21 protein-coding genes and 1 tRNA gene are annotated in these 22,087 nt (G+C 62.2%); 17 read left to right on the top strand and 5 right to left on the bottom strand.

The window, feature by feature from the left end:
- The first annotated feature begins 49 nt into the window (after positions 1 to 49).
- Positions 50 to 125: transfer RNA gene (locus AACW18_RS01040), tRNA-Thr, on the top strand.
- 49 nt (positions 126 to 174) lie between these two features.
- Here the strand turns inward: AACW18_RS01040 and AACW18_RS01035 are convergent.
- Positions 175 to 426: a hypothetical protein gene (locus AACW18_RS01035; RefSeq protein ID WP_218389896.1), complete on the bottom strand. Its 252-nt coding sequence runs from the start codon at positions 424 to 426 to the stop codon at positions 175 to 177.
- A 93-nt stretch (positions 427 to 519) separates the two neighbouring features.
- Between AACW18_RS01035 and AACW18_RS01030 the strand changes: the two genes are divergently transcribed.
- The 13 genes from AACW18_RS01030 (at position 520) to AACW18_RS00970 (ending at position 14,668) form a co-directional block, all read left to right on the top strand.
- Entirely contained in the window at positions 520 to 1,785 is a 1,266-nt protein-coding gene (locus AACW18_RS01030) for a cytosine deaminase (protein ID WP_218389895.1), read from the top strand.
- Positions 1,786 to 1,867: 82 nt separating this feature from the next.
- Positions 1,868 to 2,245 carry a fluoride efflux transporter CrcB gene (gene crcB / locus AACW18_RS01025; RefSeq protein ID WP_042651805.1) on the top strand — a complete coding sequence of 126 codons (378 nt, stop codon included), beginning with the start codon at positions 1,868 to 1,870 and terminating at the stop codon, positions 2,243 to 2,245.
- Between the two features lie 65 nt (positions 2,246 to 2,310).
- Positions 2,311 to 3,063: a bifunctional demethylmenaquinone methyltransferase/2-methoxy-6-polyprenyl-1,4-benzoquinol methylase UbiE gene (ubiE, locus tag AACW18_RS01020; RefSeq protein ID WP_042651804.1), complete on the top strand. Its 753-nt coding sequence runs from the start codon at positions 2,311 to 2,313 to the stop codon at positions 3,061 to 3,063.
- Positions 3,064 to 3,071: 8 nt separating this feature from the next.
- Positions 3,072 to 3,680, top strand: a complete 609-nt coding sequence (locus tag AACW18_RS01015; protein WP_218389894.1) for a ubiquinone biosynthesis accessory factor UbiJ — start codon at positions 3,072 to 3,074, stop codon at positions 3,678 to 3,680.
- Positions 3,680 to 5,320 carry a ubiquinone biosynthesis regulatory protein kinase UbiB gene (ubiB, locus tag AACW18_RS01010; protein ID WP_042651802.1) on the top strand — a complete coding sequence of 547 codons (1,641 nt, stop codon included), beginning with the start codon at positions 3,680 to 3,682 and terminating at the stop codon, positions 5,318 to 5,320. Before AACW18_RS01015 ends, ubiB begins: the two co-directional genes overlap by 1 nt.
- 114 nt (positions 5,321 to 5,434) lie before the next feature.
- The gene (gene tatA / locus AACW18_RS01005) at positions 5,435 to 5,686 is read left to right on the top strand and encodes a Sec-independent protein translocase subunit TatA (RefSeq protein ID WP_218292692.1); all 252 of its coding nucleotides are present in this window, start codon (positions 5,435 to 5,437) and stop codon (positions 5,684 to 5,686) included.
- 3 nt (positions 5,687 to 5,689) lie between these two features.
- A complete protein-coding gene (gene tatB / locus AACW18_RS01000) occupies positions 5,690 to 6,148 on the top strand; it encodes a Sec-independent protein translocase protein TatB (protein ID WP_218329973.1) in 459 nt (152 codons plus the stop codon).
- A complete protein-coding gene (tatC, locus tag AACW18_RS00995; protein WP_042651799.1) occupies positions 6,145 to 6,900 on the top strand; it encodes a twin-arginine translocase subunit TatC in 756 nt (251 codons plus the stop codon). Before tatB ends, tatC begins: the two co-directional genes overlap by 4 nt.
- Before the next feature lie 111 nt (positions 6,901 to 7,011).
- Complete coding sequence (locus tag AACW18_RS00990) at positions 7,012 to 7,797, top strand: TatD family hydrolase (RefSeq protein ID WP_218389893.1); 786 nt, start codon at positions 7,012 to 7,014, stop codon at positions 7,795 to 7,797.
- A gap of 3 nt (positions 7,798 to 7,800) precedes the next feature.
- The gene (hemB, locus tag AACW18_RS00985; protein WP_218389892.1) at positions 7,801 to 8,820 is read left to right on the top strand and encodes a porphobilinogen synthase; all 1,020 of its coding nucleotides are present in this window, start codon (positions 7,801 to 7,803) and stop codon (positions 8,818 to 8,820) included.
- Positions 8,821 to 9,042: 222 nt separating this feature from the next.
- Entirely contained in the window at positions 9,043 to 11,085 is a 2,043-nt protein-coding gene (prlC, locus tag AACW18_RS00980; protein WP_218389891.1) for an oligopeptidase A, read from the top strand.
- A gap of 205 nt (positions 11,086 to 11,290) precedes the next feature.
- Positions 11,291 to 13,855 (top strand): putative bifunctional diguanylate cyclase/phosphodiesterase, encoded by a 2,565-nt coding sequence (locus tag AACW18_RS00975; protein ID WP_218389890.1) that lies wholly within the window; start codon positions 11,291 to 11,293, stop codon positions 13,853 to 13,855.
- A gap of 51 nt (positions 13,856 to 13,906) precedes the next feature.
- Entirely contained in the window at positions 13,907 to 14,668 is a 762-nt protein-coding gene (locus tag AACW18_RS00970; protein ID WP_256351989.1) for a class I SAM-dependent methyltransferase, read from the top strand.
- A gap of 75 nt (positions 14,669 to 14,743) precedes the next feature.
- Here AACW18_RS00970 and AACW18_RS00965 read toward each other — a convergent pair whose 3' ends face one another.
- The 4 genes from AACW18_RS00965 to rhlB form a co-directional block, all read right to left on the bottom strand.
- Positions 14,744 to 14,998 carry a Rho-binding antiterminator gene (locus AACW18_RS00965; protein WP_218389889.1) on the bottom strand — a complete coding sequence of 85 codons (255 nt, stop codon included), beginning with the start codon at positions 14,996 to 14,998 and terminating at the stop codon, positions 14,744 to 14,746.
- A 37-nt stretch (positions 14,999 to 15,035) separates the two neighbouring features.
- Positions 15,036 to 16,025 (bottom strand): DUF4382 domain-containing protein, encoded by a 990-nt coding sequence (locus tag AACW18_RS00960; RefSeq protein ID WP_218389888.1) that lies wholly within the window; start codon positions 16,023 to 16,025, stop codon positions 15,036 to 15,038.
- 209 nt (positions 16,026 to 16,234) lie between these two features.
- Positions 16,235 to 17,725 carry a guanosine-5'-triphosphate,3'-diphosphate diphosphatase gene (gene gppA / locus AACW18_RS00955; RefSeq protein WP_218389887.1) on the bottom strand — a complete coding sequence of 497 codons (1,491 nt, stop codon included), beginning with the start codon at positions 17,723 to 17,725 and terminating at the stop codon, positions 16,235 to 16,237.
- 14 nt (positions 17,726 to 17,739) lie between these two features.
- Complete coding sequence (gene rhlB / locus AACW18_RS00950) at positions 17,740 to 19,029, bottom strand: ATP-dependent RNA helicase RhlB (protein WP_033132514.1); 1,290 nt, start codon at positions 19,027 to 19,029, stop codon at positions 17,740 to 17,742.
- 113 nt (positions 19,030 to 19,142) lie between these two features.
- On the opposite strand from rhlB, the gene trxA reads away from it, so the two are divergent.
- The 3 genes from trxA to AACW18_RS00935 all read left to right on the top strand — a co-directional run bounded on the left by trxA (position 19,143) and on the right by AACW18_RS00935 (position 22,060).
- On the top strand, positions 19,143 to 19,469 hold the full coding sequence (gene trxA, locus AACW18_RS00945) for a thioredoxin TrxA (RefSeq protein WP_025328829.1): 327 nt from the start codon (positions 19,143 to 19,145) through the stop codon (positions 19,467 to 19,469).
- A 202-nt stretch (positions 19,470 to 19,671) separates the two neighbouring features.
- Positions 19,672 to 20,937, top strand: a complete 1,266-nt coding sequence (gene rho / locus AACW18_RS00940) for a transcription termination factor Rho (RefSeq protein WP_033132515.1) — start codon at positions 19,672 to 19,674, stop codon at positions 20,935 to 20,937.
- 118 nt (positions 20,938 to 21,055) lie between these two features.
- Entirely contained in the window at positions 21,056 to 22,060 is a 1,005-nt protein-coding gene (locus tag AACW18_RS00935) for a hypothetical protein (RefSeq protein ID WP_218292685.1), read from the top strand.
- Positions 22,061 to 22,087 lie beyond the last annotated feature (27 nt).

The following is a 22,087-nucleotide window of genomic DNA, read 5'->3' as shown; positions in this document are numbered from 1 at the left end:
GACAACAGATTTAGATAACGCACACAGTGTGTTCTTTACCGGTTAGTGTGCTGATATGGCTCAGTTGGTAGAGCGCATCCTTGGTAAGGATGAGGTCCCCAGTTCGACTCTGGGTATCAGCACCAGTAAATATTAAAGCCTCCCAATCGGGAGGCTTTTTTGTATTCGCGTTTTTCAGTTCATCGATATCTGCCTGGCATCGAGATAGAAGCGGGCCTGCCCCGACCTTTCTATCTGGATCGCAGCCAGCAGCTTTTCCCCTCGTTTGTACTCCCAACTTCTCTCTATCGACGTCAGAGGGGGTTTGCGGATACCCAGCGTCTGCAAATACTCGTGAAACAGGCTGACGCTTCCGATCTCGGTCAATCCTGCTTTCATCCCCATTACTCCCTTATTGTGGCTGTTTATCAATGGTAGCGTTTTCATATGTATTCAATGTGAACGCTTTTCTATTAAATTGAAGCAAGCTAAGTTACGGGTTGAAAAAGGCCGCAGATGCCTAAAATAGGGAAGAAAAACATGCTGATAAAGAAGGTGCGTCTGGCAGGCAGAGACGGGTTGTGGCAGATCCTCTGCCAGGATGGCCAGATCCTGGCCATCGAGCCCATGACGGTGCCGCTCCCCTCCGAGTCGGTGCTGGATGGCGAGGAGGGCCTCGCCATCGCGCCCTTTATCGAGCCCCATATTCACCTCGATACCACCCAGACCGCGGGTGAGCCGAGCTGGAATATCTCCGGCACCCTGTTCGAGGGGATAGAGCGCTGGGCCGAGCGCAAGGCGCTGCTGACCCACGAGGATGTGAAACGGCGCGCCATCCAGACGTTGAAATGGCAGATCGCCAACGGCATCCAGTTCGTCCGTACCCACGTGGATGTGTCCGACCCCAATCTCATTGCCCTGAAGGCCATGCTGGAGGTGCGGGAGGAGATGAAGCCCTGGGTCGAGCTGCAGATAGTCGCCTTCCCGCAGGAGGGGATCTTCTCCTATCCCAACGGCAAGGTGTTGCTGGAAGAGGCGCTCAGGCTGGGAGCCGATGTGATTGGGGCCATCCCTCACTTCGAGTTCACCCGGGAGTACGGGGTCGAGAGCCTGCATCACATCTTCGAGCTGGCCGACAAGTACCAGCTGCTGGTCGATGTGCATTGCGACGAGATAGACGATGAGCAGTCCCGCTTCATCGAGACCCTGGCCACCCAGGCCTATGAGCGCGGCATGGGCGCCAGGGTCACCGCCAGTCATACCACCGCCATGCACTCCTACAACGGGGCCTACGCCTCCCGCCTGTTCCGCTTGCTGCGGATGGCCGACATCAACTTCGTGGCCAACCCACTGGTGAACATCCACCTGCAAGGGCGGTTCGATACCTACCCCAAACGCCGCGGTGTCACCCGGGTGAAGGAGATGCTGGAGGCGGGCATCAACGTCTGCTTCGGCCACGACGATGTGTTCGATCCCTGGTATCCCATGGGGACCGGCAACATGCTGCAGGTGCTGCACATGGGGCTGCATGTTTGCCAGCTAATGGGATACGAGCAGATCAATGACAGCCTGAAGCTGATCGGTGAGCACAGCGCGCGCACCCTCAACGTGCAGGCGCGCTACGGGCTTGAGGTAGGCAAACCCGCCAACCTGCTGATCCTGCCGGCGGAGAACGGCTTCGATGCGGTGCGCCGCCAGGTGCCGGTGCGCTACTCTATCCGCCATGGTCGCGTCATCGCCGAGACCCGGCCGGCCAGCACCTCGCTGCACCTGCAGACAGAGGAAGTGGTCGATTTTCGCCGCTAGCCACCCCGGGCTTGATCTCGCCACTATCACCAAGCGAGCGCCTTTTGCATAATGCCAGCCTGACACGACGGAGTCCGTTCCTATGCAAACCTGGTTATTTGTTGCCGTCGGTGGCGCCATCGGTGCCTGCCTGCGGTTCGGCATGACCGAACTGCTCGCGCTGCTGCTCGGTCGCCACTTTCCTTATGGCACCCTGGCGGTCAACGTGATCGGCTCCTTCATCATGGGCATCGCCTTTGCGCTGATCAGTCAGGGCCATGTGCTGGAGCATCCGATGAAGCCGCTGCTGATGGTCGGGATCCTGGGGGCGCTGACCACCTTCTCCTCCTTCGCCCTCGATACAGTGGTGCTGGCCCAGCAAGGCGCCTACCTGAAGGCGCTGCTCAACATCGGCCTCAATCTCTTCCTCTGTCTGGCCATGGTCATGCTGGGGATGCAGTTGGTCGCCAGCCGGGTTTAAGGTGTCCGCAGCTCATTGGCTCTGGTAAACTGGCGGCCATTCTTTGCTCTATGGGTGTTTGAGGGATGTCGGAACAGACTACTACTACGCATTTTGGCTATAAAACCGTGGCGGCGACCGAGAAAGAAACTCTGGTGGCTGGCGTCTTCCATTCGGTGGCGGCCAAGTATGATCTGATGAACGATCTGATGTCGTTCGGCATTCACCGCCTGTGGAAGCGCTTCACCATAGATTGCTCCGGAGTGCGCAAGGGCCAGAAGGTACTGGATCTGGCCGGTGGCACCGGCGATCTGACCGCCAAGTTCTCCCGCATCGTCGGCGAGACCGGTCAGGTGGTGCTGGCGGACATCAACGACTCCATGCTCAAGGTGGGCCGCGACAAGCTGCGCAACCTGGGGGTGGCGAACAACGTCTCCTACGTACAGGCCAACGCCGAGGCGCTGCCCTTCCCGGACAACCACTTCGATGTCATCACCATCGGCTTCGGCCTGCGCAACGTCACCGACAAGGACAAGGCGCTCGCCTCCATGTTCCGGGTGCTGAAGCCGGGTGGCCGCCTGCTGGTGCTGGAGTTCTCCAAGCCGGAGAGCGAGGTGATCGCCAAGCTGTATGACCTCTATTCCTTCAAGCTGCTGCCGAAGATGGGCGAGCTAGTGGCACACGACGGCGAGAGCTACAAGTATCTGGCGGAGTCCATCCGCATGCACCCGGATCAGCAGACCCTGAAGGGGATGATGGAAAACGCCGGCTTCGATCAGGTGGACTTCTACAACCTGACTCAGGGTGTGGTCGCCCTGCACCGCGGTTACAAGTTTTAAGGTTGCCTATGCCGATGGATGCCATGGTCACTGGGGTGATCGAAACCAGCCTCAATCAGTTGCTGAGCCTCGACAAGCAGAGCCCGGAGCGGCTGCGCAAGCTGGCGGGCAAGGTGCTCAAGCTGGAACTGCGCGAGCTGAAACCGCTCTGGTTCGTGTTCTCCGACCGGCGGCTGGATGTGCTGGCCGGTTACGAGGGGGAGGCCGATGCCGTGCTGAGCCTGTCGTTGACCGCCCTCGGTCTGCTGAAAGACCCTTCCGCCCTGACCCGCTATATCCGCGAGGAGCGACTCGATCTGAGTGGCGATCCGCAGCTGGTGCAGGCGTTCAGCGCCCTGCTGGGGGAGCTCGACATCGACTGGGAAGAGGAACTCTCCCGCTACACCGGTGACGTGCTGGCCCATACCCTGTGCAGTGGGGCCCGTCAGGCGCGCCGCGTGCTGGGTCGTGAGCTGTGCCGCTCCCAGCGCCAGCTGGCCGAGTACCTGACCGAGGAGGCCCAGCTCGCCCCGGGTCCGCTGGAGGTCGCGAGCTTCAACGATGATGTCGAGCTGCTGGCCCAGCACCTGAAAGCGGTCGAGTTGCGACTGGCTCGCCTCGAGCAGCGGGTGAGCTGATGACCCCGAAGGAGTTCAAGCGTCTCTATCGCATCGTCAGCATTCTGCTGGAGCAGGGCATCGACGAGCTGGTGCCTGCCCGTTATCAACCCTGGCCAGGACGCCTGCTGCGTCGCAGCCTGTTCTGGCTGAAGAACAAGCAGCCGGATCTGAGCCGTGGCGCCCGCATTCGCCTCGCCTTCGAGGCGCTCGGTCCCATCTTCATCAAGTTTGGCCAGATGCTGTCGACCCGGCGGGATCTGCTGCCGCCGGACATCGCCGAAGAGCTGGCCCTGCTGCAGGACAGGGTTCCCCCCTTCTGTGGCCAGGAGGCCAGGCGCCAGATAGAGGCGAGCCTGGGCTGCCCCATCGAGACCCTGTTCGAGGATTTTGACGAGACGCCGCTGGCCTCGGCCTCCATCGCCCAGGTGCACACCGGCCGGCTGAAGGAGAATGGCCGCGAGATCGTCATCAAGGTGATCCGGCCCGACATCGAGCCCGTCATCGAGGCAGATCTGCGCCTGATGCAGGCGCTGGCCCGTCTGGCGGCCCGTTTCGCGCCCCAGAGTGCGCGACTGCGCCCCATCGAGGTGGTGGAGGAGTATCGCAAGACCATACTCGACGAGCTGAACCTGATGCGCGAAGCCGCCAACGCCATCCAGCTGCGCCGCAACTTCACCGGCTCCGATGCGCTCTATGTGCCCGAGGTGTTCACCGAGCACTGTCGCGAGCAGGTTCTGGTGATGGAGCGCATCTATGGCATTCCGGTCTCCGACATCGCGGCGCTGGAGGCCAACGGCACCAACATGAAGCTGCTGGCCGAGCGCGGGGTGGAGGTGTTCTTCACCCAGGTGTTCCGCGACAGCTTCTTCCACGCCGACATGCATCCCGGCAACATCTTCGTCTCCTACGAACACCCCGACAATCCACTCTGGATCGGCATCGACTGCGGCATAGTCGGCACCCTCAACCGGGAAGACAAGCGCTACCTGGCGGAGAACTTCCTCGCCTTCTTCAATCGGGATTACCGCAAGGTGGCCGAGCTGCACGTGGAGTCGGGCTGGGTGCCTGCCGACACCAAGGTGGACGAGTTCGAGTTTGCCATCCGCACCGTGCTGGAGCCCATCTTCGAGAAGCCGCTGTCCGAGATCTCGTTCGGCCACGTGCTGCTCAACCTGTTCAATACCGCCCGCCGCTTCAACATGCAGGTGCAGCCGCAGCTGGTGCTGCTGCAGAAGACCCTGCTCTACGTGGAAGGGCTGGGACGCCAGCTCTATCCGCAGCTGGATCTGTGGCAGACCGCCAAGCCTTATCTGGAAAGCTGGATGCGCGAGCAGGTGGGGCCCAAGGCGGTGCTGAATGCGATCAGGGAGAAGGCACCGTTCTGGGCGGAGAAGCTGCCGGAGCTGCCGGAGCTGGTCTACGAGACCCTGCGCCAGGCCCGTCATCAGCAACACCATTTCGAGCAGATGTTTGCGGATTTCCGCCGGCACAGCCACCGTCAGGGTCAGGCACGCTACCTCTTAGGGGTTGGAGCCAGCCTACTGTTAGTGGGTGTATTCTTGCTGACCCAGAAACAACATATTGAGTGGGGACAAATAACCCTCGCCGGTGCCGGTGTATGCTGGTTGCTTGGCTGGCTGAAAACCCGTTCCCACTAAACAAAACACGGCGCTTCCCGGTGCCAACCACGGAGAACTTGCCGGGCTGGTATCGGCATCCTTTCCGTCAATAACATACTTGCGCACCTCGGGCGCCAATCTTGGAGAAATATCATGGGTGGTATCAGTATTTGGCAGTTGTTGATCATCGCAGTCATCGTCGTGCTGCTGTTCGGTACCAAGAAGCTGCGCGGGATCGGTGGCGATCTGGGGGCGGCGGTGAAGGGCTTCAAGAAGGCGCTGTCCGATGAGCCGGGCACCGAACAGAAACCCGAGCAGAAGGATGCCGAGTTCCCGACGAAGCAGCTGAACGAGGCGGCCAACAGTGCCGACACCACCAAGCAGAAAGACAAAGATCAGGCCTAAGCCATGTTCGACATCGGTTTTTGGGAGCTGGTCGTCATCGGTGTGGTGGCCCTGGTGGTGCTGGGGCCTGAGCGCCTGCCGGTCGCCATCCGTACGGCATCCCACTGGATCAAGCTCATTCGCAGCACCGCTAACTCGGTGAAGTCCGAGCTGGAGCAGGAGCTCAAGTTGCAAGAGCTGCACAACGATCTGAAGAAGGCCGAGCAGTTGCAGATGAGCAACCTCAGCCCCGAGCTGCAGGAGTCCATCGAGCAGTTGAAGGCGGCCGCCCAGTCGGTGAATCGCCCCTATTCAGCGCAGAACGGGCAGCAGAACGAGATCCGTCCGCCGCAGGCGACCCCGACGCCAGCTCCCGAACCGGTAGCGCAGGCTATCGCCGTCCCTGAACCGGGTGCGGTGGAGACTGAGGTAGCCGCCGTCACCCAGGATGCCGCCAGAGAGAAAGGGGAGGTGAGGTCATGAGTCAGACCGAACAACCCCTGATCAGCCATCTGGTGGAGCTGAGGACGCGCCTGTTGCGGTCGTTCTCGGCCATCTTGCTGGCGTTCGTCGCGCTCATCTATTTCTCCAACGACATCTACGACTTCGTGGCCAGGCCGCTGCTCAGCCAGCTGCCGGCCGGCACCAGCATGATAGCGACGGATGTGGCGACCCCCTTCATCACGCCGATCAAGCTGACCCTGGTGGTCTCCTTCTTCGTGGCTATCCCCTATCTGCTCTATCAGGCCTGGTCCTTCATCGCCCCCGGTCTGTATCAGCACGAGCGACGGCTGATCATGCCGCTGGTCGCCTCCAGCGCCGTGTTGTTCTATGGCGGCATGGCGTTTGCGTACTACGTGGTGTTCCCGCTGGTGTTCGGTTTCTTCACCAGCACGGCGCCCGCCGGAGTGACGGTGGCGACCGACATCGCCAGCTACCTGGACTTCGTGCTCACCCTGTTCTTCGCGTTCGGGGTGGCATTCGAGATCCCGGTGGCCACCATACTGCTGTGCTGGACCGGGGTGACCAACCCCAAGAGCCTGCGGGAGAAACGCCCCTACGTCATCGTCGGGGTGTTCGTGGTGGGCATGTTGCTGACCCCGCCGGATGTCTTCTCCCAGACCCTGCTCGCGATCCCCATGTGGGCGCTGTGGGAGATAGGCTTGTTCTTCGCCCGTTTCTACACCAGGAAAGAGGACGAAGAGTCGCAGGAACAGACGGATGAGGGGAGCTGAGGCTCCCTTCCTCTTTTCAGGCTCCGCGCGGAGGCGTATGGTAAGGCCCCAATCGGTAGATGGTTTTCAAATACCTGATATGCCTTCCTTTCATTGGAAATTCATTAGCTCATGATCGACATTGGTCTCAACCTCACCAGCGCCCAGTTTGCCGGCGAACAGGCCGAACTGGTGGCCCGCGCCCGCACCGCCGGGGTCGAGGCGCTGATCCTGACCGGCACCGATCTGGCGGGCAGCCGGGAGAGTGCCGAGTTGGCCGCCTCTTGGCCGGGTTACTGCTTCTCCACCGCCGGGGTGCATCCCCACGATGCCAAGAGTGTCGATGCGCATACCCTGCCGGTCCTGCGCGAGCTGGCGGCGCTGCCCCAGGTGGTGGCCATCGGCGAGTGCGGCCTCGACTACAATCGCGACTTCTCCCCCCGTCCGGTGCAGGATGCGGTGTTCGACGCCCAGCTCGCGCTGGCCGCCGAGCTGGGGATGCCGGTGTTTCTGCACTGCCGTGATGCCCATGCCCGCTTCGTCGAGATCCTGCGCCCCTGGTTGCCCAAATTGCCGGGGGCCGTGCTGCACTGTTTCACCGGCTCCGACGAGGAGCTGGACCAGTGCCTGGCGCTGGGGCTGCACATAGGGGTGACCGGCTGGCTGTGCGATGAGCGCCGGGGTCAGCTGCTGCGCGAGCAGGTGGCGCGCATCCCGGCCGGCCGGCTGATGATCGAGACCGATGCCCCCTATCTGGTGCCGCGGGATCTGACACCCAGACCGAAACGCAACGAACCCGCCTATCTGCCGCACATCGCCAAGGTGGTGGCGGCCTGCCGTGGCGAGGCGCCCGAGGCCTTGCTGGCCCATACCAGGGCCACCTCCGCCGCGTTCTTCCAACTTCCTCTTCAGGAGTGATTCATGGCTACAACTCTTCCTGGCGCCTTTCCGGGTCGCCGTCTGCGCCGGGTGCGCAAACATGATTTCAGCCGTCGTCTGGTGCGTGAGAACGTCCTGACGGCCAACGATCTCATCTATCCCGTGTTCGTGCTGGAGGGGGAGAACCGCCGTGAGGCCGTCACCTCCATGCCCGGGGTGGATCGCCTCTCCATCGATCTGCTGCTGATTGAGGCCGAAGAGCTGGTCGCCCTCGGCGTGCCCGCCATCGCCCTGTTCCCGGTGACCCCGCTTCAGAGCAAGAGCCTGCTGGCGGAAGAGGCCTACAACCCGGACGGCCTGGCCCAGCGTGCGACCCGCGCCCTCAAGGCCCGCTTCCCGGAGCTGGGGGTCATCACTGACGTGGCGCTGGATCCCTTCACCACCCACGGTCAGGACGGCATCATCGATGACGAAGGCTATGTGCTGAACGACATCACCACCGAGATCCTGGTGAAGCAGGCGCTCTCCCATGCCGCCGCCGGGGTCGACATAGTGGCGCCGTCCGACATGATGGATGGCCGCATCGGTGCCATCCGTGCCGCGCTGGAGGAGCACGGCTTCATCAATACCCAGATCATGGCCTACTCCGCCAAGTACGCCTCCTGCTACTACGGCCCGTTCCGCGACGCGGTCGGCTCCGCCGGCAACCTCGGCAAGAGCAACAAGGCCACCTACCAGATGGATCCGGCCAACGGCAACGAGGCGCTGCACGAGGTGGCGCTGGATATCCAGGAAGGGGCAGACAGCGTCATGGTCAAGCCGGGCATGCCTTATCTGGACGTGATCCGCCAGGTCAAGGATCAGTTCGGGGTGCCGACCTTCGTCTATCAGGTGAGCGGCGAGTACGCCATGCACATGGCGGCGATCCAGAACGGCTGGCTGAAGGAGAAGGAGTGCATCCTGGAGTCCCTGGTCTGCTTCAAGCGGGCCGGTGCCGACGGCATCCTCACCTACTTCGCCAAGCGGGCCGCCCAGTGGCTGCAGGAAGATGCCCGCCGCTGATAGCCACGGCGCTCTTTCGCTCACGATGCCGGTCCCTGGACCGGCATCGTCGTCTCTGGTGTGCGGATTGCCGGTTTAATAGGCAAGTTTTCGCGAAAACTGGGCAACGGGCCTCGCTCTCGCTGGCAAAGGCTTGATTAATGGGTTTTCTGCCTACATCTTAGATGGTCCAAGCAAGCTTCTGGACGGCAGGGGCTGTAGCGCATTTAGAGGTACCCCAGTATGAACAACCCTTTGCTGACAATGGACTCGCTGCCTCCCTTCAGCCAGATCCAGTCCGATCAGGTACAGCCTGCCGTGACGCAGGCCATCGCCGACTGCAAACAGAAGATCGAGGACGTGCTGTCCCAGCGGGATCCCCATACCTGGGACAGCCTGATAGCGCCGCTGGAAGAGGTCAACGACCGCCTGGCGCGCATCTGGTCACCGGTCAGTCATCTCAATTCCGTGCTCAACAGCGAGGCGCTGCGTGAGGCGCACGACGCCTGCCTGCCGCTGCTGTCCGAGTTCCAGACCTATGTCGGCCAGCACGAGGGCCTCTACCAGGCCTATCGCGAGCTGGCCGAGAGCGACGACTTCCTGCTGCTGAGCGGCGCCCAGCGCAAGGAGATCCAGAATACCCTGCGCGATTTTCGCCTGTCCGGCATAGGCCTGCCCGCCGAGGCGCAGCAGCGTTACGGCGAGATCCAGGCCCGCCTCTCCGAGCTGGCCTCCCGCTTCAGCAATAACGTGCTGGATGCGACCCAGGGCTGGAGCAAGCTGGTGAGCGACGAGGCCGAGCTGGCCGGTTTGCCCCAGAGCGCACAGGCCGCCGCCCGTCAGCTGGCGGAGCACAAGGGCCAGCAGGGTTGGCTGTTCACCCTGGACATCCCCTCCTACCTGCCGGTGATGATGTATGCCGACAACCGCGCGTTGCGCGCCGAGCTGTATGAGGCCTTCACCACCCGCGCCTCCGAGCAGGGCCCGAACGCCGGCAAGTGGGACAACTCCGCCATCATGACCGAGCTGCTCTCCCTGCGCCGGGAGCTGGCCCAGCTGCTCGGCTTCGGCAACTACGCCGAGCTCTCCCTGGCCACCAAGATGGCGGACAAGCCCGAGCAGGTGGTGGGTTTCCTCACCGATCTCGCGGCCAAATCCCTGCCACAGGGCAAGGCCGAGCTGGAGGAGATCCGTACCTTCGCCGCCGAGCAGCACGGTCAGCACGAGCTGGCCGCCTGGGATATCCCTTACTACGCCGAGAAGCTCAAGCAGCACAAGTTCTCCATCTCCGACGAGCAACTGCGGCCCTACTTCCCCGCCAACCGGGTGGTGAAGGGGCTGTTCGAGGTGGTGCGCCGGGTGTTCGGCATCAAGGTGCGCGAGCGCCTCGGCATCGATACCTGGCATCCGGACGTGCGCTTCTACGACATCTTCGACGCCGAGGATGAGCTGCGCGGCAGCTTCTACCTCGATCTCTACGCCCGCGAGCACAAGCAGGGCGGGGCCTGGATGGATGTCTGCCTGGGTCGCCGTTACCGTCAGGATGGTTCGCTGCAAAAGCCGGTGGCCTATCTGACCTGCAACTTCAACGGCCCGGTGGATGGCAAGCCGGCGCTGTTCACCCACAACGAGGTGGTGACCCTGTTCCACGAATTCGGTCACGGCATTCACCACATGCTGACCCAGGTCGACGTGGCCGGGGTGGCTGGCATCAACGGCGTGGCCTGGGATGCGGTCGAGCTGCCGAGCCAGTTCCTGGAGAACTGGTGCTGGGAGTCCGAGGCGCTGGCCTTCATCTCCGGTCATCATGAAACAGGGGAGCCGCTGCCGGCGGATCTGCTGGAGAAGATGCTGACCGCCCGCAACTTCCAGGCGGCCATGCAGATGTTGCGCCAGCTGGAGTTCGCCCTGTTCGACTTCCGCCTGCACCAGGAGTTTGACCCGGCCGATCCGGCGCTGATCCCGACCCTGCTGGCCGAGGTGCGCAGCCAGGTGGCGGTGCTGACGCCGCCGGCGTTCAACCGCTTCCAGCACAGCTTCTCCCACATCTTCGCGGGGGGCTATGCGGCGGGCTACTACAGCTACAAGTGGGCCGAGGTGCTGTCGGCGGATGCCTTCTCCCGCTTCGAGGAGGAGGGGATCTTCAACCCCGCCACCGGCCAGTCCTTCCTGAAGAACATCCTGGAGAAGGGCGGTTCGAAAGAACCCATGGAGCTGTTCCGTGCCTTCCGGGGCCGCGAGCCCAAAGTGGATGCCCTGCTGCGCCATAGCGGGATAGCCACATAAGGTTTGGTGCCCTGCGCAGCCGTGAGCTTCAAGCAGGTACAGTCCCGCGGCAGAGTGGGATCGCCGCGTGATTTTTGAGATAAAAAGGGACCAGCAGGTCCCTTTTTTCAAGGCTTTTTAATATCTTGCGGATAGCATGTTTGCACTGTCCCCGCCTCTTCAGTAGAGTCGGGTTCTACCTTCCAGGGAGAGAAAGAACCTTGCCATGAGGCGAGCACTCGAGTCTGTCTATCAAATCATCTCAAGCCTGTCTCATCTGAGTGGCAAAGGATTTTTCGAGACCTTTGTGAGTGAAATCGCCGCAGCGGTTGAGGCGGATCTCGTCCTCGTTTCAGGTAGGGATCATTCGGGCCTGTTTTTTACCATACATGCCGCTCATCCCTCCTCCCTCGACATAGGCTCCTACAGCTTTCCCCTCGCCGGCACCCCGGGCGAGATCGTCATGCAGCAGGGTGAAGCCTGGTTCAGCGATCGCATCCGTCAGCTATTCCCTCATGCCGCCGTGCTGGAGCGCTGGCAGATCAAGGGCTATGCCGGTATAGCGCTGAAGAATGCCCAGGGCGAGACCATGGGGCTGTGCAGCGTCATGTTCAAGCGGGCCATGCCCAGCATGGACAAGCTCATGCGACTGCTGCGCCTGCTGGCCCCCCTCGCCGGTCGCGAGCTGGCGCTGATGTACCAGCAGCCCTCCCTGCCGGTGCAGACCCAACCTGAGTATCACCATTTCCTGGACACCATGATGTCCCATGCCCCGGTCGGCATCGGCAAGCTGGATCTGGAGGGCCGTATCCTCTGGGTCAACCCGGCCATCGAGAAGATGCTGGGCTACAGTCAGCAGGAGCTGCAGCTGCGCACCGGCGCCGAGATCAACCACCCGGAAGACTGGCTGCTCAGCATCCCTTACTACGAGGAGCTGAGACGGGGGGAGCGTCCCGCCTTCACCCAGGAGAAACGCTACCTGCACCGGGACGGTATGGTGCTCTGGGGCCGGGTGACGGTGACCCTGATCCGCAACAAGCAGCTGCACCCCGACTATCTGATGCTGGTGCTGGAGAATATCGATCCCATCAAGCGGCACGCCGAGCAGCTCAAGCTCTCCCACCGGGTCTATGACAACCTGTCCGAGGCCATACTGGTGTGCGATGCCGACAGCCGCATCATCTCGGTCAACCCCGCATTCGAGAAGATCACCGGCTACAGCGAGGAGGAGGCCTGCGGCCAGCGCCCCAGCCTGCTCAAGTCCGGGCTGCACGATCAGACCTTCTATGCCGACATGTATCACGCCCTCGAGCGGGTGGGGATCTGGCGTGGCGAGGTGTGGAACAAGCGCAAGAACGGCAAGCTCTACCCCCAGCAGCTGATGATCAGCGCCTTGCGGGAGGGGGGGCGGATCAGCCAGTACATCGCCATCTTCAGCGATCTCTCCCAGACCAAGCTGGCGGAGCAGAAGATCGCGGCCCAGGCGAACTATGACAACCTCACCGGCCTGCCCAACCGCTGGCTGTTTGGCCGCTGCCTCGGTCGCTTCTGCGAGCGGGGCGAGCGCTTCGCGCTCATGGTGCTCGACCTCAACAACTTCAAGGCGGTCAACAACAGCATGGATCACCACGTCGGTGATGCCCTGCTGCGGGAGGTGTCGGATCGGCTGGTGAGCCGGGTCCGCACCGAGGATCTGGTGGCCCGCATCGGCGGCGACGAGTTCGCCTTCCTGGTGCCGGGCATCGTCAACCGCCGTCAGGCCGAGGTGTTTGCCAAGCAGGTGATCGGCGGCTTTGCCCGCCCCTTCATGCTGGCCAACCAGCACCTCTATGTGACGGCGACCCTGGGGATCACCCTCTGCCCCAATGACGGGGCAGACAGTGACGAGCTGCTGCGCAATGCCGAGCAGGCGCTGTTCGTCGCCAAGCGGCAGGGGCGGCCACTCGGCACCTACAGCGCCTCCATGCGGGAAGAGGTGAGCCAGCGCCACCAGATGCAGCAGGATCTGGCGGAGGCCATCAAGCTGGCGCAGCTGACCATGGCCTACCAGCCGATCTGGGACAACCGCAGCGGCCGGGTCGCCAAGCTGGAGGCACTGGTGCGCTGGTACCATCCCCACTGGGGCCAGGTCTCGCCGGCGGACTTCATCCCGCTGGCGGAGGAGGCGGGGCTCATCCAGGGGCTGGGGGCGCTGGTGTTGTGGCAGTCATGCCGGGATCTGGCCCGCTTGCAGCAGTCCGGTTTCCCTGAGCTGCAGATGTCCATCAACCGCTCGACCCTGGAGTTTCAGACCATAGATCCGGAGGCGAGCGAGTGGCTCAGGGTGATCCGCCACTTCGGCCTGGATCCGGCGGACATCATCATAGAGATCACCGAGTCCCTGTTGATGGAGAGCAGCGATCAGCACAGGGTGCGGATCGACGCCTTGCGCGAGGCGGGCTGCAAGCTGGCCATCGATGACTTCGGCACTGGCTACTCGGCGCTCAATTACCTGCGCACCTTCCCGGTGGATCTGGTCAAGATCGATCGCTCCTTCGTGCGCCACATCCCCTTCAACGAGCAGGACCGGCTGCTGCTGGACGGCATCATCAACATAGTGCACAACCTCGGCATGCAGGTGGTGATCGAGGGGGTGGAGACCCGCGAGCAGCTCAACTTCCTCTGCCAGAAGGGCTGTGCCTTCACCCAGGGCTATTTGCTCAGCCGCCCGTTGCCCTATGACGATCTGGTGGAATACCTGAGCCTCAATCGCCAGGGGATGAACCTGACCAATCTGACCACGGTGAGCTGATCCCCCGCTTCTGCTATCATGCTCGGCTCCATGCCGTCATGAGTCTTCGTTATGCCCCATATCCAGGTTTTCAGTGAAGTGCCCGCCCGCGAAGGGGAGCTCGATGCCCTGCGGCTGCGGTTGGCCGAGGTGGAGTTCCCCGCACCCTTCGCCCTGGTGCTGACCGAGGCCAGGCTGGAGCTGCGCAAGCTGGACGAACCCAAGCTCGGCGCCGTCTACGTGGACTTCGTGGAGGGGGCCGTGGCTCACAGGCGCAAGTTTGGCGGCGGCCGGGGCCAGTCCATCGCCAAGGCGGTGGGGCTCAAGGCGGGGGCCATGCCGAGCGTGGTGGATGCGACGGCCGGGTTGGGGCGCGACGCCTTCGTGCTGGCCTCCCTCGGTTGCAGGGTGACGCTGATCGAGCGCAGCCCGGTGGTGGCAGCCCTGCTGCATGACGGGCTGGTGCGGGCGGGGCAGGATCCCGAGATCGGTGGCTGGGTGCGGGAGCGGATGCAGCTGTTGCAGGGGCCGGCGGTGGACAACCTGCTGGCGCTGACCGAGCGGCCCGATGTCATCTACCTGGATCCCATGTTCCCCCACAAGCAGAAGTCGGCGTTGGTGAAGAAGGAGATGCGGGTGTTCCAGTCCCTGGTGGGGCCGGATCTGGATGCAGACGCCCTGCTGCCGGCGGCGCTGCAGATGGCCGACAAGCGGGTGGTGGTGAAGCGGCCCGACTACGCGGGCTGGCTCAACGAGCAGAGACCCAGCATGGCCATCGAGACCAAGAGCAACCGCTTCGATGTCTACGTGATGGCGGCGCTGGCGGCGGGCTAGGCGCTGAGCCCGGAGCAGAATCGCATGAAAAAAGAGGGCCAACACAGTTGGCCCTCTTTTTTTTGCGACTGGCGTTCAGTCGGCGGTAGCGAAGCGGATCCGCTTCTCTTCCCCCTGCCAGTTCAGGCTCAGGGTGGCCAGCTCGGCCAGACTGAGCCGCTCGCCACTGTGCAGCACCAGATATTCGACCCCATCCCGAGCCGTGATGGTGTGGATCTTGTCCGCCCACTGCCGCCCGTCCCGGGTGCCGAGACCGACGGCCAGTTGCCAGCGGGCGGCGATCTCGAGCCAGTCATAGAGGTCACAGCTGATGGGTTGGTAATCCTTCATCCGTTGCCTCGACAACGGGGCCCGTGGGCCCCGCTCATCAGAAGTTGAGCTCCGTGGTCGGTGCGGCCACGACCTGGTCCTTCTTCACCATGCCTAGAGTCAGCACATCGCCGGCCAGCTCGGGGTCATCTGAATCGCCGTTGCAGACCAGCACGACGTCATAATGGCCGAGGTTCACGAAGCCCAGCTCATAGCCGTAGCCTCCTCCGGTCTGGGGCAGAACGGGGGCGCTGGCATAGAAGCCGTTATCGAGGTCGGACATGTCCGGATAGTCATCATCCAGCCGCAACCCGTCATAGAAGTAGACGAAGGCCTTGTCGGTCAGCACGCCACCGCAGAGCCCGCTGGCCACTGTGCCCTTGACGGTGGCCACCTCGGTATTGTTCACCAGGCGCACGCCTCTGGGCTTGAGCTTGTAGTGCTCTTCATGACCTGGCAACACCATGGAGTGGCGCAGATCGAACTCGGTGGTAAAGGCGCTGGTGCCGTTGGCGGCAATGGTGAAGGCGTCCAGCTTGAGCTCGTTGCTGGGCACTTCCAGCGGCTTGATCACCCCGTCATCCTGCAACACATAGGAGTAGGGGGTGCCGTCGGCAAACTGGTTTTCTGATTTGGTCCCATCCAGGATCTCCAGCCGCATCTGGCTGTATTCACCGGCGACCACGTCCTGACTGTCCAGCAGTGGGCGGCTGTGTGATCCCTGGTAGGCCAGCAGATCGATGTAGGTAAACTGCGGGTGACCGTTGTCGTCGGAGGGGATGAGCAGGCCGAGTGGGGTACAACCATCGTCCTCGGCACTGGTCAGGAAGCTGGCGGTACTCCAGCCCAGCTCGTTGCCGGTGACGGGATTGATGCTGATATTGGCGACGGCGATACAGACCTTCTGGACGGAATCGACAGGCGCATCGGAGAAGGCCAGGGACATCTTGGCGTTCGATGCGGGGGGCGGGTTCGAGTTGGAGTCGCTGTCATTGCCGCCACAAGCGGTCAGCAGTGCGGTCAGGCCTATCAAGATTAAGGGTTTCATGGCTTCCATTCCTGTTGGAGAGACCTTTCTACTCTAGCCGAGATGGTGAAATGGGGTTGCCGGTGAGCGCTGTGTGATGAGGGGGGCTTTGGCTAAAAAGCCAATTAAATCAATGATGAGCCTTGAATGACACCGAGTGTTGCTGCGAAAGAGATTGTCGGAACCGACGGCGTTGCGGTGAAAAGGGGGCTGATTGGGTGCGAACCCAATCAGGCTTCCAGCAGGCGGGTGGGCCAGCCCATCTTCTGCTGGCGCTCCACTTCGAGGCGCAGTTCGCTGGCCCGCAGATAGTGTTCTTCCAGCCAGCCCTTGGGCAGGGTCAGGGTCAGCGCTTCTTCATCGGCCTGCAGCAGGAAGCTGGGCACAGTGCCCTGGGTGCGACGCATGCAGAGAATGAGCGAGATGCGCAGGATGCGGGCCAGCCGGATCGCCTGGCGGCCGGTGACGGCGCCCTGCTTCTCCAGGGTGTCCAGCTTGAATTCGTCCCGCTGGTTGAACAGCAGGGCAGACAACAGCTTCTTCTGGGCCGGCGTGAAGCCCGGCATGTCGATGTTGTCGATGATGTAGGCGGCGTGTTGCGGCGCCTTCTTGTACTCGATGCAGAGGCCGATCTCGTGCAGCAGGGCCGCATAGCGCAGGATCGGGCGCCCGTAACGTTTGGAGAGGCGCCAGGCCGGTTGCAGCTGGTTGAACGCCTCGATGGCGGTGTCGCGCACCCGCTCGGCGTGCTCCTTGTCCAGCTGATAGCGGCTGATCAGGCTGTCGGCGGTGCGATCCCGGGCATCACAGTCGTGGTTGTTGCCGAGCAGGCCGTAGATCAGGCCCTCCCGCAGCGCTCCGCCCGCGAGCGTCATGCTCTCTATGCCCAGAGTCTCGAAGATGGCGATCAGGATGGCGAGACCGGAGGGGAACACGGTCAGCCGCTCGGCCGCCAGCCCTTCCAGCTGCAGCCGATCCAGCCTGCCACAGGCGATGGCCTGACCCATCAGCTCCTGCAATTTCGGCAGGGTGACCCGCTCGCTCTTGCCCTGCGCCAGCATGATCTCCTGCAGCGCCTGCACGGTGCCGGAGGCACCGACACAGGTACGCCAGCCCAGGGCGCGGTAATCCTCCGCGACCGGTGCCATCACCGCCTTGGCGGCGGCGATGGCCTGGTTGAAGCGGGTCTCGCTCAGCTCGCCGTCACCGAAGTGATTGTTGAGCCAGGTGACGCAGCCCATGTGCAGGCTGTTGAGCAGCTTCGCCTCGCTGTGCTCGCCGATCACCAGCTCGGTGCTGGCACCGCCGATGTCGATCACCAGTCGGTTGCCTTCCCCGGCGGAGGTCCAGGAGACCCCCTCGTAGATGGTCTTGGCCTCTTCCTCGCCCGAGATGATCTCGATGCTGTGGTTGAGCACCCGTTCGGCTTCGCTCAGGAACTCGTCGACGTTGGTGGCCAGGCGCAGCGTCGCCGTGCCCACCACCCGGATGTTGTCGGACGGGATGTCCTGCAACTGCTCGGAGAACAGGCGCAGGCAGTCCCAGCCCCGCTCCATGGCGGCACGGCTGAGACGAAATTCCGGGTCGAGACCGGCGGCGAGGCGCACCTTGCGCTTGACCTTGGTGACGGTGCGCAGGGCACCGGCGACCTCGCGCACCACCAGCATGTGAAAGCTGTTGGAGCCGAGGTCGATGGCGGCATAGAGCGGCGAGTTGTGCAACTGGGCCCGGTCCCTTAGTTCTTGCGGGGCGGGCGACGACGGTTGTTGCTGTTGCCACCACCCTGGCGATCCCGCATGTTGCGGTTCACCGGCTGGCGGTTGCGGAACACCCGTTTCGGGGCGGTCACGTCATCCAGCAGCGACTCGCGATCATACTTGCTGACCGGGATCGGGTGGTGGATGTACTCCTCGATGGCCGGCAGGTTGAAGGCATAGTCTTCACAGGCCAGGCTGATGGAGTGACCGCTCTTGCCGGCACGACCGGTACGACCGATACGGTGTACATAGTCTTCGGCATCGTCGGGCAGGTCGTAGTTGAAGACGTGGGTCACGTCCGGGATGTGCAGACCACGGGCGGCCACGTCGGTGGCGACCAGGACGTCCAGCGTTCCCTTGGTGAACTCTTCCAGGATCTTCATCCGCTTCTTCTGCGGCACGTCACCGGTCAGCAGGCCGACCCGGTGGCCGTCGTTCTCCAGCCACGCATGTACGTCTTCACAGACATGCTTGGTGTTGGCGAAGACGATGGCTTTCTCCGGCCACTCCTCTTCCATCAGGGAGAGCAGCAGCAGCATCTTGTCTTCGTTGGAGGGGTAGAACAGCTCCTCCTTGATGCGTACGCCCGTCATCTGTTCCGGTTCGATTTGCACGTGTTCCGGGTGGTTCATGTGCTCGTAGGCCAGCTCCTGCACGCGCAGGGAGAGGGTGGCGGAGAACAGCATGCTCAGGCGCTCGGTGGCCGGCGGCATGCGACGGAACAGGAAGCGGATGTCCTTGATGAAGCCGAGATCGAACATGCGATCCGCTTCGTCCAGCACCACGACCTGGATGCTGCCCAGATCGATGACCTTGGACTTGAAGTAGTCGATGATGCGACCCGTGGTGCCGATCAGGATGTCGACACCCTGTTCCAGCACGGCCAGCTGCTTGTCGTAGCCCTCGCCGCCATAGGCGAGACCGAGCTTCAGACCGGTGGAGGCGGACATGCCTTCGGCGTCGTTGTAAATCTGGACGGCCAGCTCACGGGTCGGTGCCAGTATGATGGCGCGCGGCTGGTTGATCAGGCGCGGCTGGGTCAACGGGTGGGTCAGCAAATAGTTGAAGGTCGCTGCCAGGAAGGCAAGGGTCTTGCCGGTTCCCGTCTGGGCCTGACCGGCGAGGTCATGGCCTTCTACCAGCAGTGGCAGAGACAGTGCCTGGATGGGCGTGCAATAGTGAAATCCCTTTGATTCCAGACCAGCCAGAACTTCGGGTTCGAGGCCCATTTGGGCGAATTTTTCGGTCGTAAGGTGTGTTTTGCTCATGGCGGTAGGTTATCAGGTTAGGCTTGCAATAATAAACAGGATCATTTCAAATAGGGCAACTATTGCCTTTGTTGATCCATCAATAAAGCCTTAATTACTGACTGGAGTTGGAGATGAGTGACAAGATTGTTCAGCTGAGCGATGCCAGCTTCGAGGCCGATGTAATCAAAGCCGACAGCCCCGTTCTGGTCGATTTCTGGGCTGAATGGTGCGGTCCGTGCAAGATGATTGCCCCGATCCTGAACGAAGTCGCCCAAGAATATGCCGGTCGCGTGACCGTGGCGAAATTGAACATCGATCATAACGCCGACACTCCGCCCAAGTATGGCATTCGCGGTATCCCGACCCTCTTGCTGTTCAAGAATGGCGAAGTGGCAGCGACCAAGGTCGGTGCCCTGTCCAAGACTCAGCTGAAAGAGTTCCTGGACGGTAACCTGTAATAATCAAGAAGGAGCGCATTGCAATAATGCGCTCCTTGTGTTTTATCACCTAGACGCTCATCCCGATTGGTGCTAGCTTATCGTTCGTTTGCTAACCATTTTGCCCGACTCCTTAACAACAGCCTGGCAAGTCAAATCCGATTAGTATCAATCCAGCAGACTGTCTCCTCATTTCAATCCTTGCTTACAGACTCTCACCACTATGAATCTGACTGAATTAAAGAACACTCCTGTGTCCGAGCTGGTCAAGCTTGGCGAATCCATGGGGTTAGAAAATCTGGCTCGGGCCCACAAGAAAGACATTATCTTCGCGATCCTCAAGGCGCACGCCAAGGGTGGTGAGGATATCTTTGGCGACGGTGTGCTGGAAATCCTGACCGACGGCTTCGGCTTCCTGCGTAGTGCAGATGGCTCCTATCTGGCCGGCCCGGACGACATCTACGTCTCCCCGAGCCAGATCCGCCGCTTCAACCTGCGTACCGGCGATACCGTTTCCGGCAAGATCCGACCCCCGAAAGAGGGCGAGCGTTACTTCGCGCTGCTCAAGGTCAACGAGGTCAACTATGACCGTCCGGAAAACGTCCGCAACAAGATCCTGTTCGAAAACCTGACGCCGCTGCATGCCAACGAGCGTCTGCGCATGGAGCGGGGCAACGGCTCGACCGAAGACATCACCGCCCGTGTGCTGGACCTGGCATCCCCCATCGGTAAAGGCCAGCGTGGCCTGATCGTGGCGCCGCCCAAGGCAGGTAAGACCATGCTGCTGCAGAACATCGCCCAGAGCATCGCTTACAACCACCCGGACTGTGAGCTCATCGTCCTGCTGATCGACGAGCGTCCGGAAGAAGTGACCGAGATGCAGCGTATGGTGAAGGGTGAAGTGATCGCCTCCACCTTCGACGAGCCAGCATCCCGTCACGTCCAGGTTGCCGACATGGTGATCGAGAAGGCCAAGCGTCTGGTCGAGCACAAGAAGGACGTGGTGATCCTGCTGGATTCCATCACCCGTCTGGCCCGTGCCTACAACACCGTCATCCCCTCATCCGGCAAGGTACTGACCGGTGGTGTGGATGCCAACGCCCTGCACAGACCCAAGCGTTTCTTCGGCGCCGCCCGTAACGTTGAGGAAGGCGGCAGCCTGACCATCATCGCGACCGCGCTGGTCGACACCGGCTCCAAGATGGATGAAGTCATCTACGAAGAGTTCAAGGGTACCGGCAACATGGAACTGCACCTCTCGCGCAAGATCGCCGAGAAGCGCGTCTACCCGGCCATCGACATCACCCGCTCCGGCACCCGCAAGGAAGAGTTGCTGACCGCGCCGGATGAGCTGCAGAAGATGTGGATACTGCGCAAGATCATTCACCCCATGGGCGAGATCGACAGCATCGAGTTCCTCATCGACAAGCTGGCAGCCACCAAGACCAACGACGAGTTCTTCGATTCCATGAAGCGTCAGCAGAAGTAACTGCTTCCAAGACGTCGAAGAATGCCAAAACCGCGGCCCAGGTCGCGGTTTTTGTTTATCTATTTCCCTGTTGCCTTAGTAGTATGTGAGGCCTCGATGTCACAAGGATAGGGACGTCATGAAGCTGGTATTCCTGATCTGGCTCGGCTGGCTGATGGCCAGCCCGGTGCAGGCCGATTCACTGCCACAGCCGCAGGCTCAGCTGGTGGCGGATGAGGGCCTGCAGGGGCATGTCGATTATCTGAACAGTCGCCTGCGACTGGGGCAGTTTGCCGCCATGGATTCCCTGCTCGAGACGCTGACCCTGGGGCAGCGGGAGTTCCTGCTGCACCGGCTGCTGAGCGGCCTCAAGTCGGCGGGGGCGCCGACCCCGGCGCTGCTGGCCTGGGTGCGGGAACAGGCCGCCAAGGCACCGCTGTGGCTGGTGGAGGGGGAGGTGGACGGTTTCCTGGTCCAGCTGCCCGCCTATGACTTTGCCGCCGAGGCCAGACTGGTGCTCAGCCACTGGCAGCAGCTGGCCTGGCAGGACAACTACCGTCAGCTGCTGGAGCAGAACAGCTTTGACTTCAAGCAGCTCTACTACAGCCGCAACCAGGAGCTGGCGCAGCAGCAGCAGGCGTTGCTGGCCGTGCTCGATGGTCAACCCACCCCCGTGCTCAGGCGCGAAGCCAAGCGACTGGCCTCCCTGCCCCTCTTCCTGCCGGACAACCAGCTGTTGCTGCACCTCATCGATCGAACCGGTGACCCCGGCCTCTATCAGACGCTGTGGCGCCAGCCGGCGGATCACGACAGCCTGGCGGCCCTGCACAGCATCACCCGTTTCTATCGGGGCCAGGAGGCGAGCGATCTGCTGATCGCCGCCAGCCGCAACGACCGCCTGATGATCCCCGCCCTGCAGCAGCTCAGTCAGCTCTCGCCGCTGCCCGACACGGCCCAGCAGTATCTGCTGGCCGAACTCGGCAAGCATCAATATGGCGGGCTGGTGGCCGGCCTGCTGCTGCAGATGGACGAACCCAGGCTGCTGGCCCAGCTGGCGGATCGCCTCACCCGGCAGGAGCAGCGTCACGGCCTGGCCGTCATGCTGCCCGATACGGGTACACTGGATGCGCGACCGGGGTTATAATGCCCCACCGCCTGAACACAGGGTACC

It is taken from the genome of Aeromonas sp. sia0103, from assembly GCF_963895295.1.
Lineage (GTDB): Bacteria > Pseudomonadota > Gammaproteobacteria > Enterobacterales > Aeromonadaceae > Aeromonas > Aeromonas encheleia.
The sequence above is the reverse complement of the archived record's forward strand: the minus strand, read 5'-3'. Positions and strand labels throughout refer to the sequence as shown.

Bases quoted from the DNA above. Each gene is read 5' to 3' on its own strand.
- AACW18_RS01035 (WP_218389896.1), bottom strand. From the start codon at position 426: ATGAAAACGCTACCATTGATAAACAGCCACAATAAGGGAGTAATGGGG.
- AACW18_RS01030 (WP_218389895.1), top strand. From the start codon at position 520: ATGCTGATAAAGAAGGTGCGTCTGGCAGGCAGAGACGGGTTGTGGCAG.
- crcB (WP_042651805.1), top strand. From the start codon at position 1,868: ATGCAAACCTGGTTATTTGTTGCCGTCGGTGGCGCCATCGGTGCCTGC.
- ubiE (WP_042651804.1), top strand. From the start codon at position 2,311: ATGTCGGAACAGACTACTACTACGCATTTTGGCTATAAAACCGTGGCG.
- AACW18_RS01015 (WP_218389894.1), top strand. From the start codon at position 3,072: ATGCCGATGGATGCCATGGTCACTGGGGTGATCGAAACCAGCCTCAAT.
- ubiB (WP_042651802.1), top strand. From the start codon at position 3,680: ATGACCCCGAAGGAGTTCAAGCGTCTCTATCGCATCGTCAGCATTCTG.
- tatA (WP_218292692.1), top strand. From the start codon at position 5,435: ATGGGTGGTATCAGTATTTGGCAGTTGTTGATCATCGCAGTCATCGTC.
- tatB (WP_218329973.1), top strand. From the start codon at position 5,690: ATGTTCGACATCGGTTTTTGGGAGCTGGTCGTCATCGGTGTGGTGGCC.
- tatC (WP_042651799.1), top strand. From the start codon at position 6,145: ATGAGTCAGACCGAACAACCCCTGATCAGCCATCTGGTGGAGCTGAGG.
- AACW18_RS00990 (WP_218389893.1), top strand. From the start codon at position 7,012: ATGATCGACATTGGTCTCAACCTCACCAGCGCCCAGTTTGCCGGCGAA.
- hemB (WP_218389892.1), top strand. From the start codon at position 7,801: ATGGCTACAACTCTTCCTGGCGCCTTTCCGGGTCGCCGTCTGCGCCGG.
- prlC (WP_218389891.1), top strand. From the start codon at position 9,043: ATGAACAACCCTTTGCTGACAATGGACTCGCTGCCTCCCTTCAGCCAG.
- AACW18_RS00975 (WP_218389890.1), top strand. From the start codon at position 11,291: ATGAGGCGAGCACTCGAGTCTGTCTATCAAATCATCTCAAGCCTGTCT.
- AACW18_RS00970 (WP_256351989.1), top strand. From the start codon at position 13,907: ATGCCCCATATCCAGGTTTTCAGTGAAGTGCCCGCCCGCGAAGGGGAG.
- AACW18_RS00965 (WP_218389889.1), bottom strand. From the start codon at position 14,998: ATGAAGGATTACCAACCCATCAGCTGTGACCTCTATGACTGGCTCGAG.
- AACW18_RS00960 (WP_218389888.1), bottom strand. From the start codon at position 16,025: ATGAAACCCTTAATCTTGATAGGCCTGACCGCACTGCTGACCGCTTGT.
- rhlB (WP_033132514.1), bottom strand. From the start codon at position 19,029: ATGAGCAAAACACACCTTACGACCGAAAAATTCGCCCAAATGGGCCTC.
- trxA (WP_025328829.1), top strand. From the start codon at position 19,143: ATGAGTGACAAGATTGTTCAGCTGAGCGATGCCAGCTTCGAGGCCGAT.
- rho (WP_033132515.1), top strand. From the start codon at position 19,672: ATGAATCTGACTGAATTAAAGAACACTCCTGTGTCCGAGCTGGTCAAG.
- AACW18_RS00935 (WP_218292685.1), top strand. From the start codon at position 21,056: ATGAAGCTGGTATTCCTGATCTGGCTCGGCTGGCTGATGGCCAGCCCG.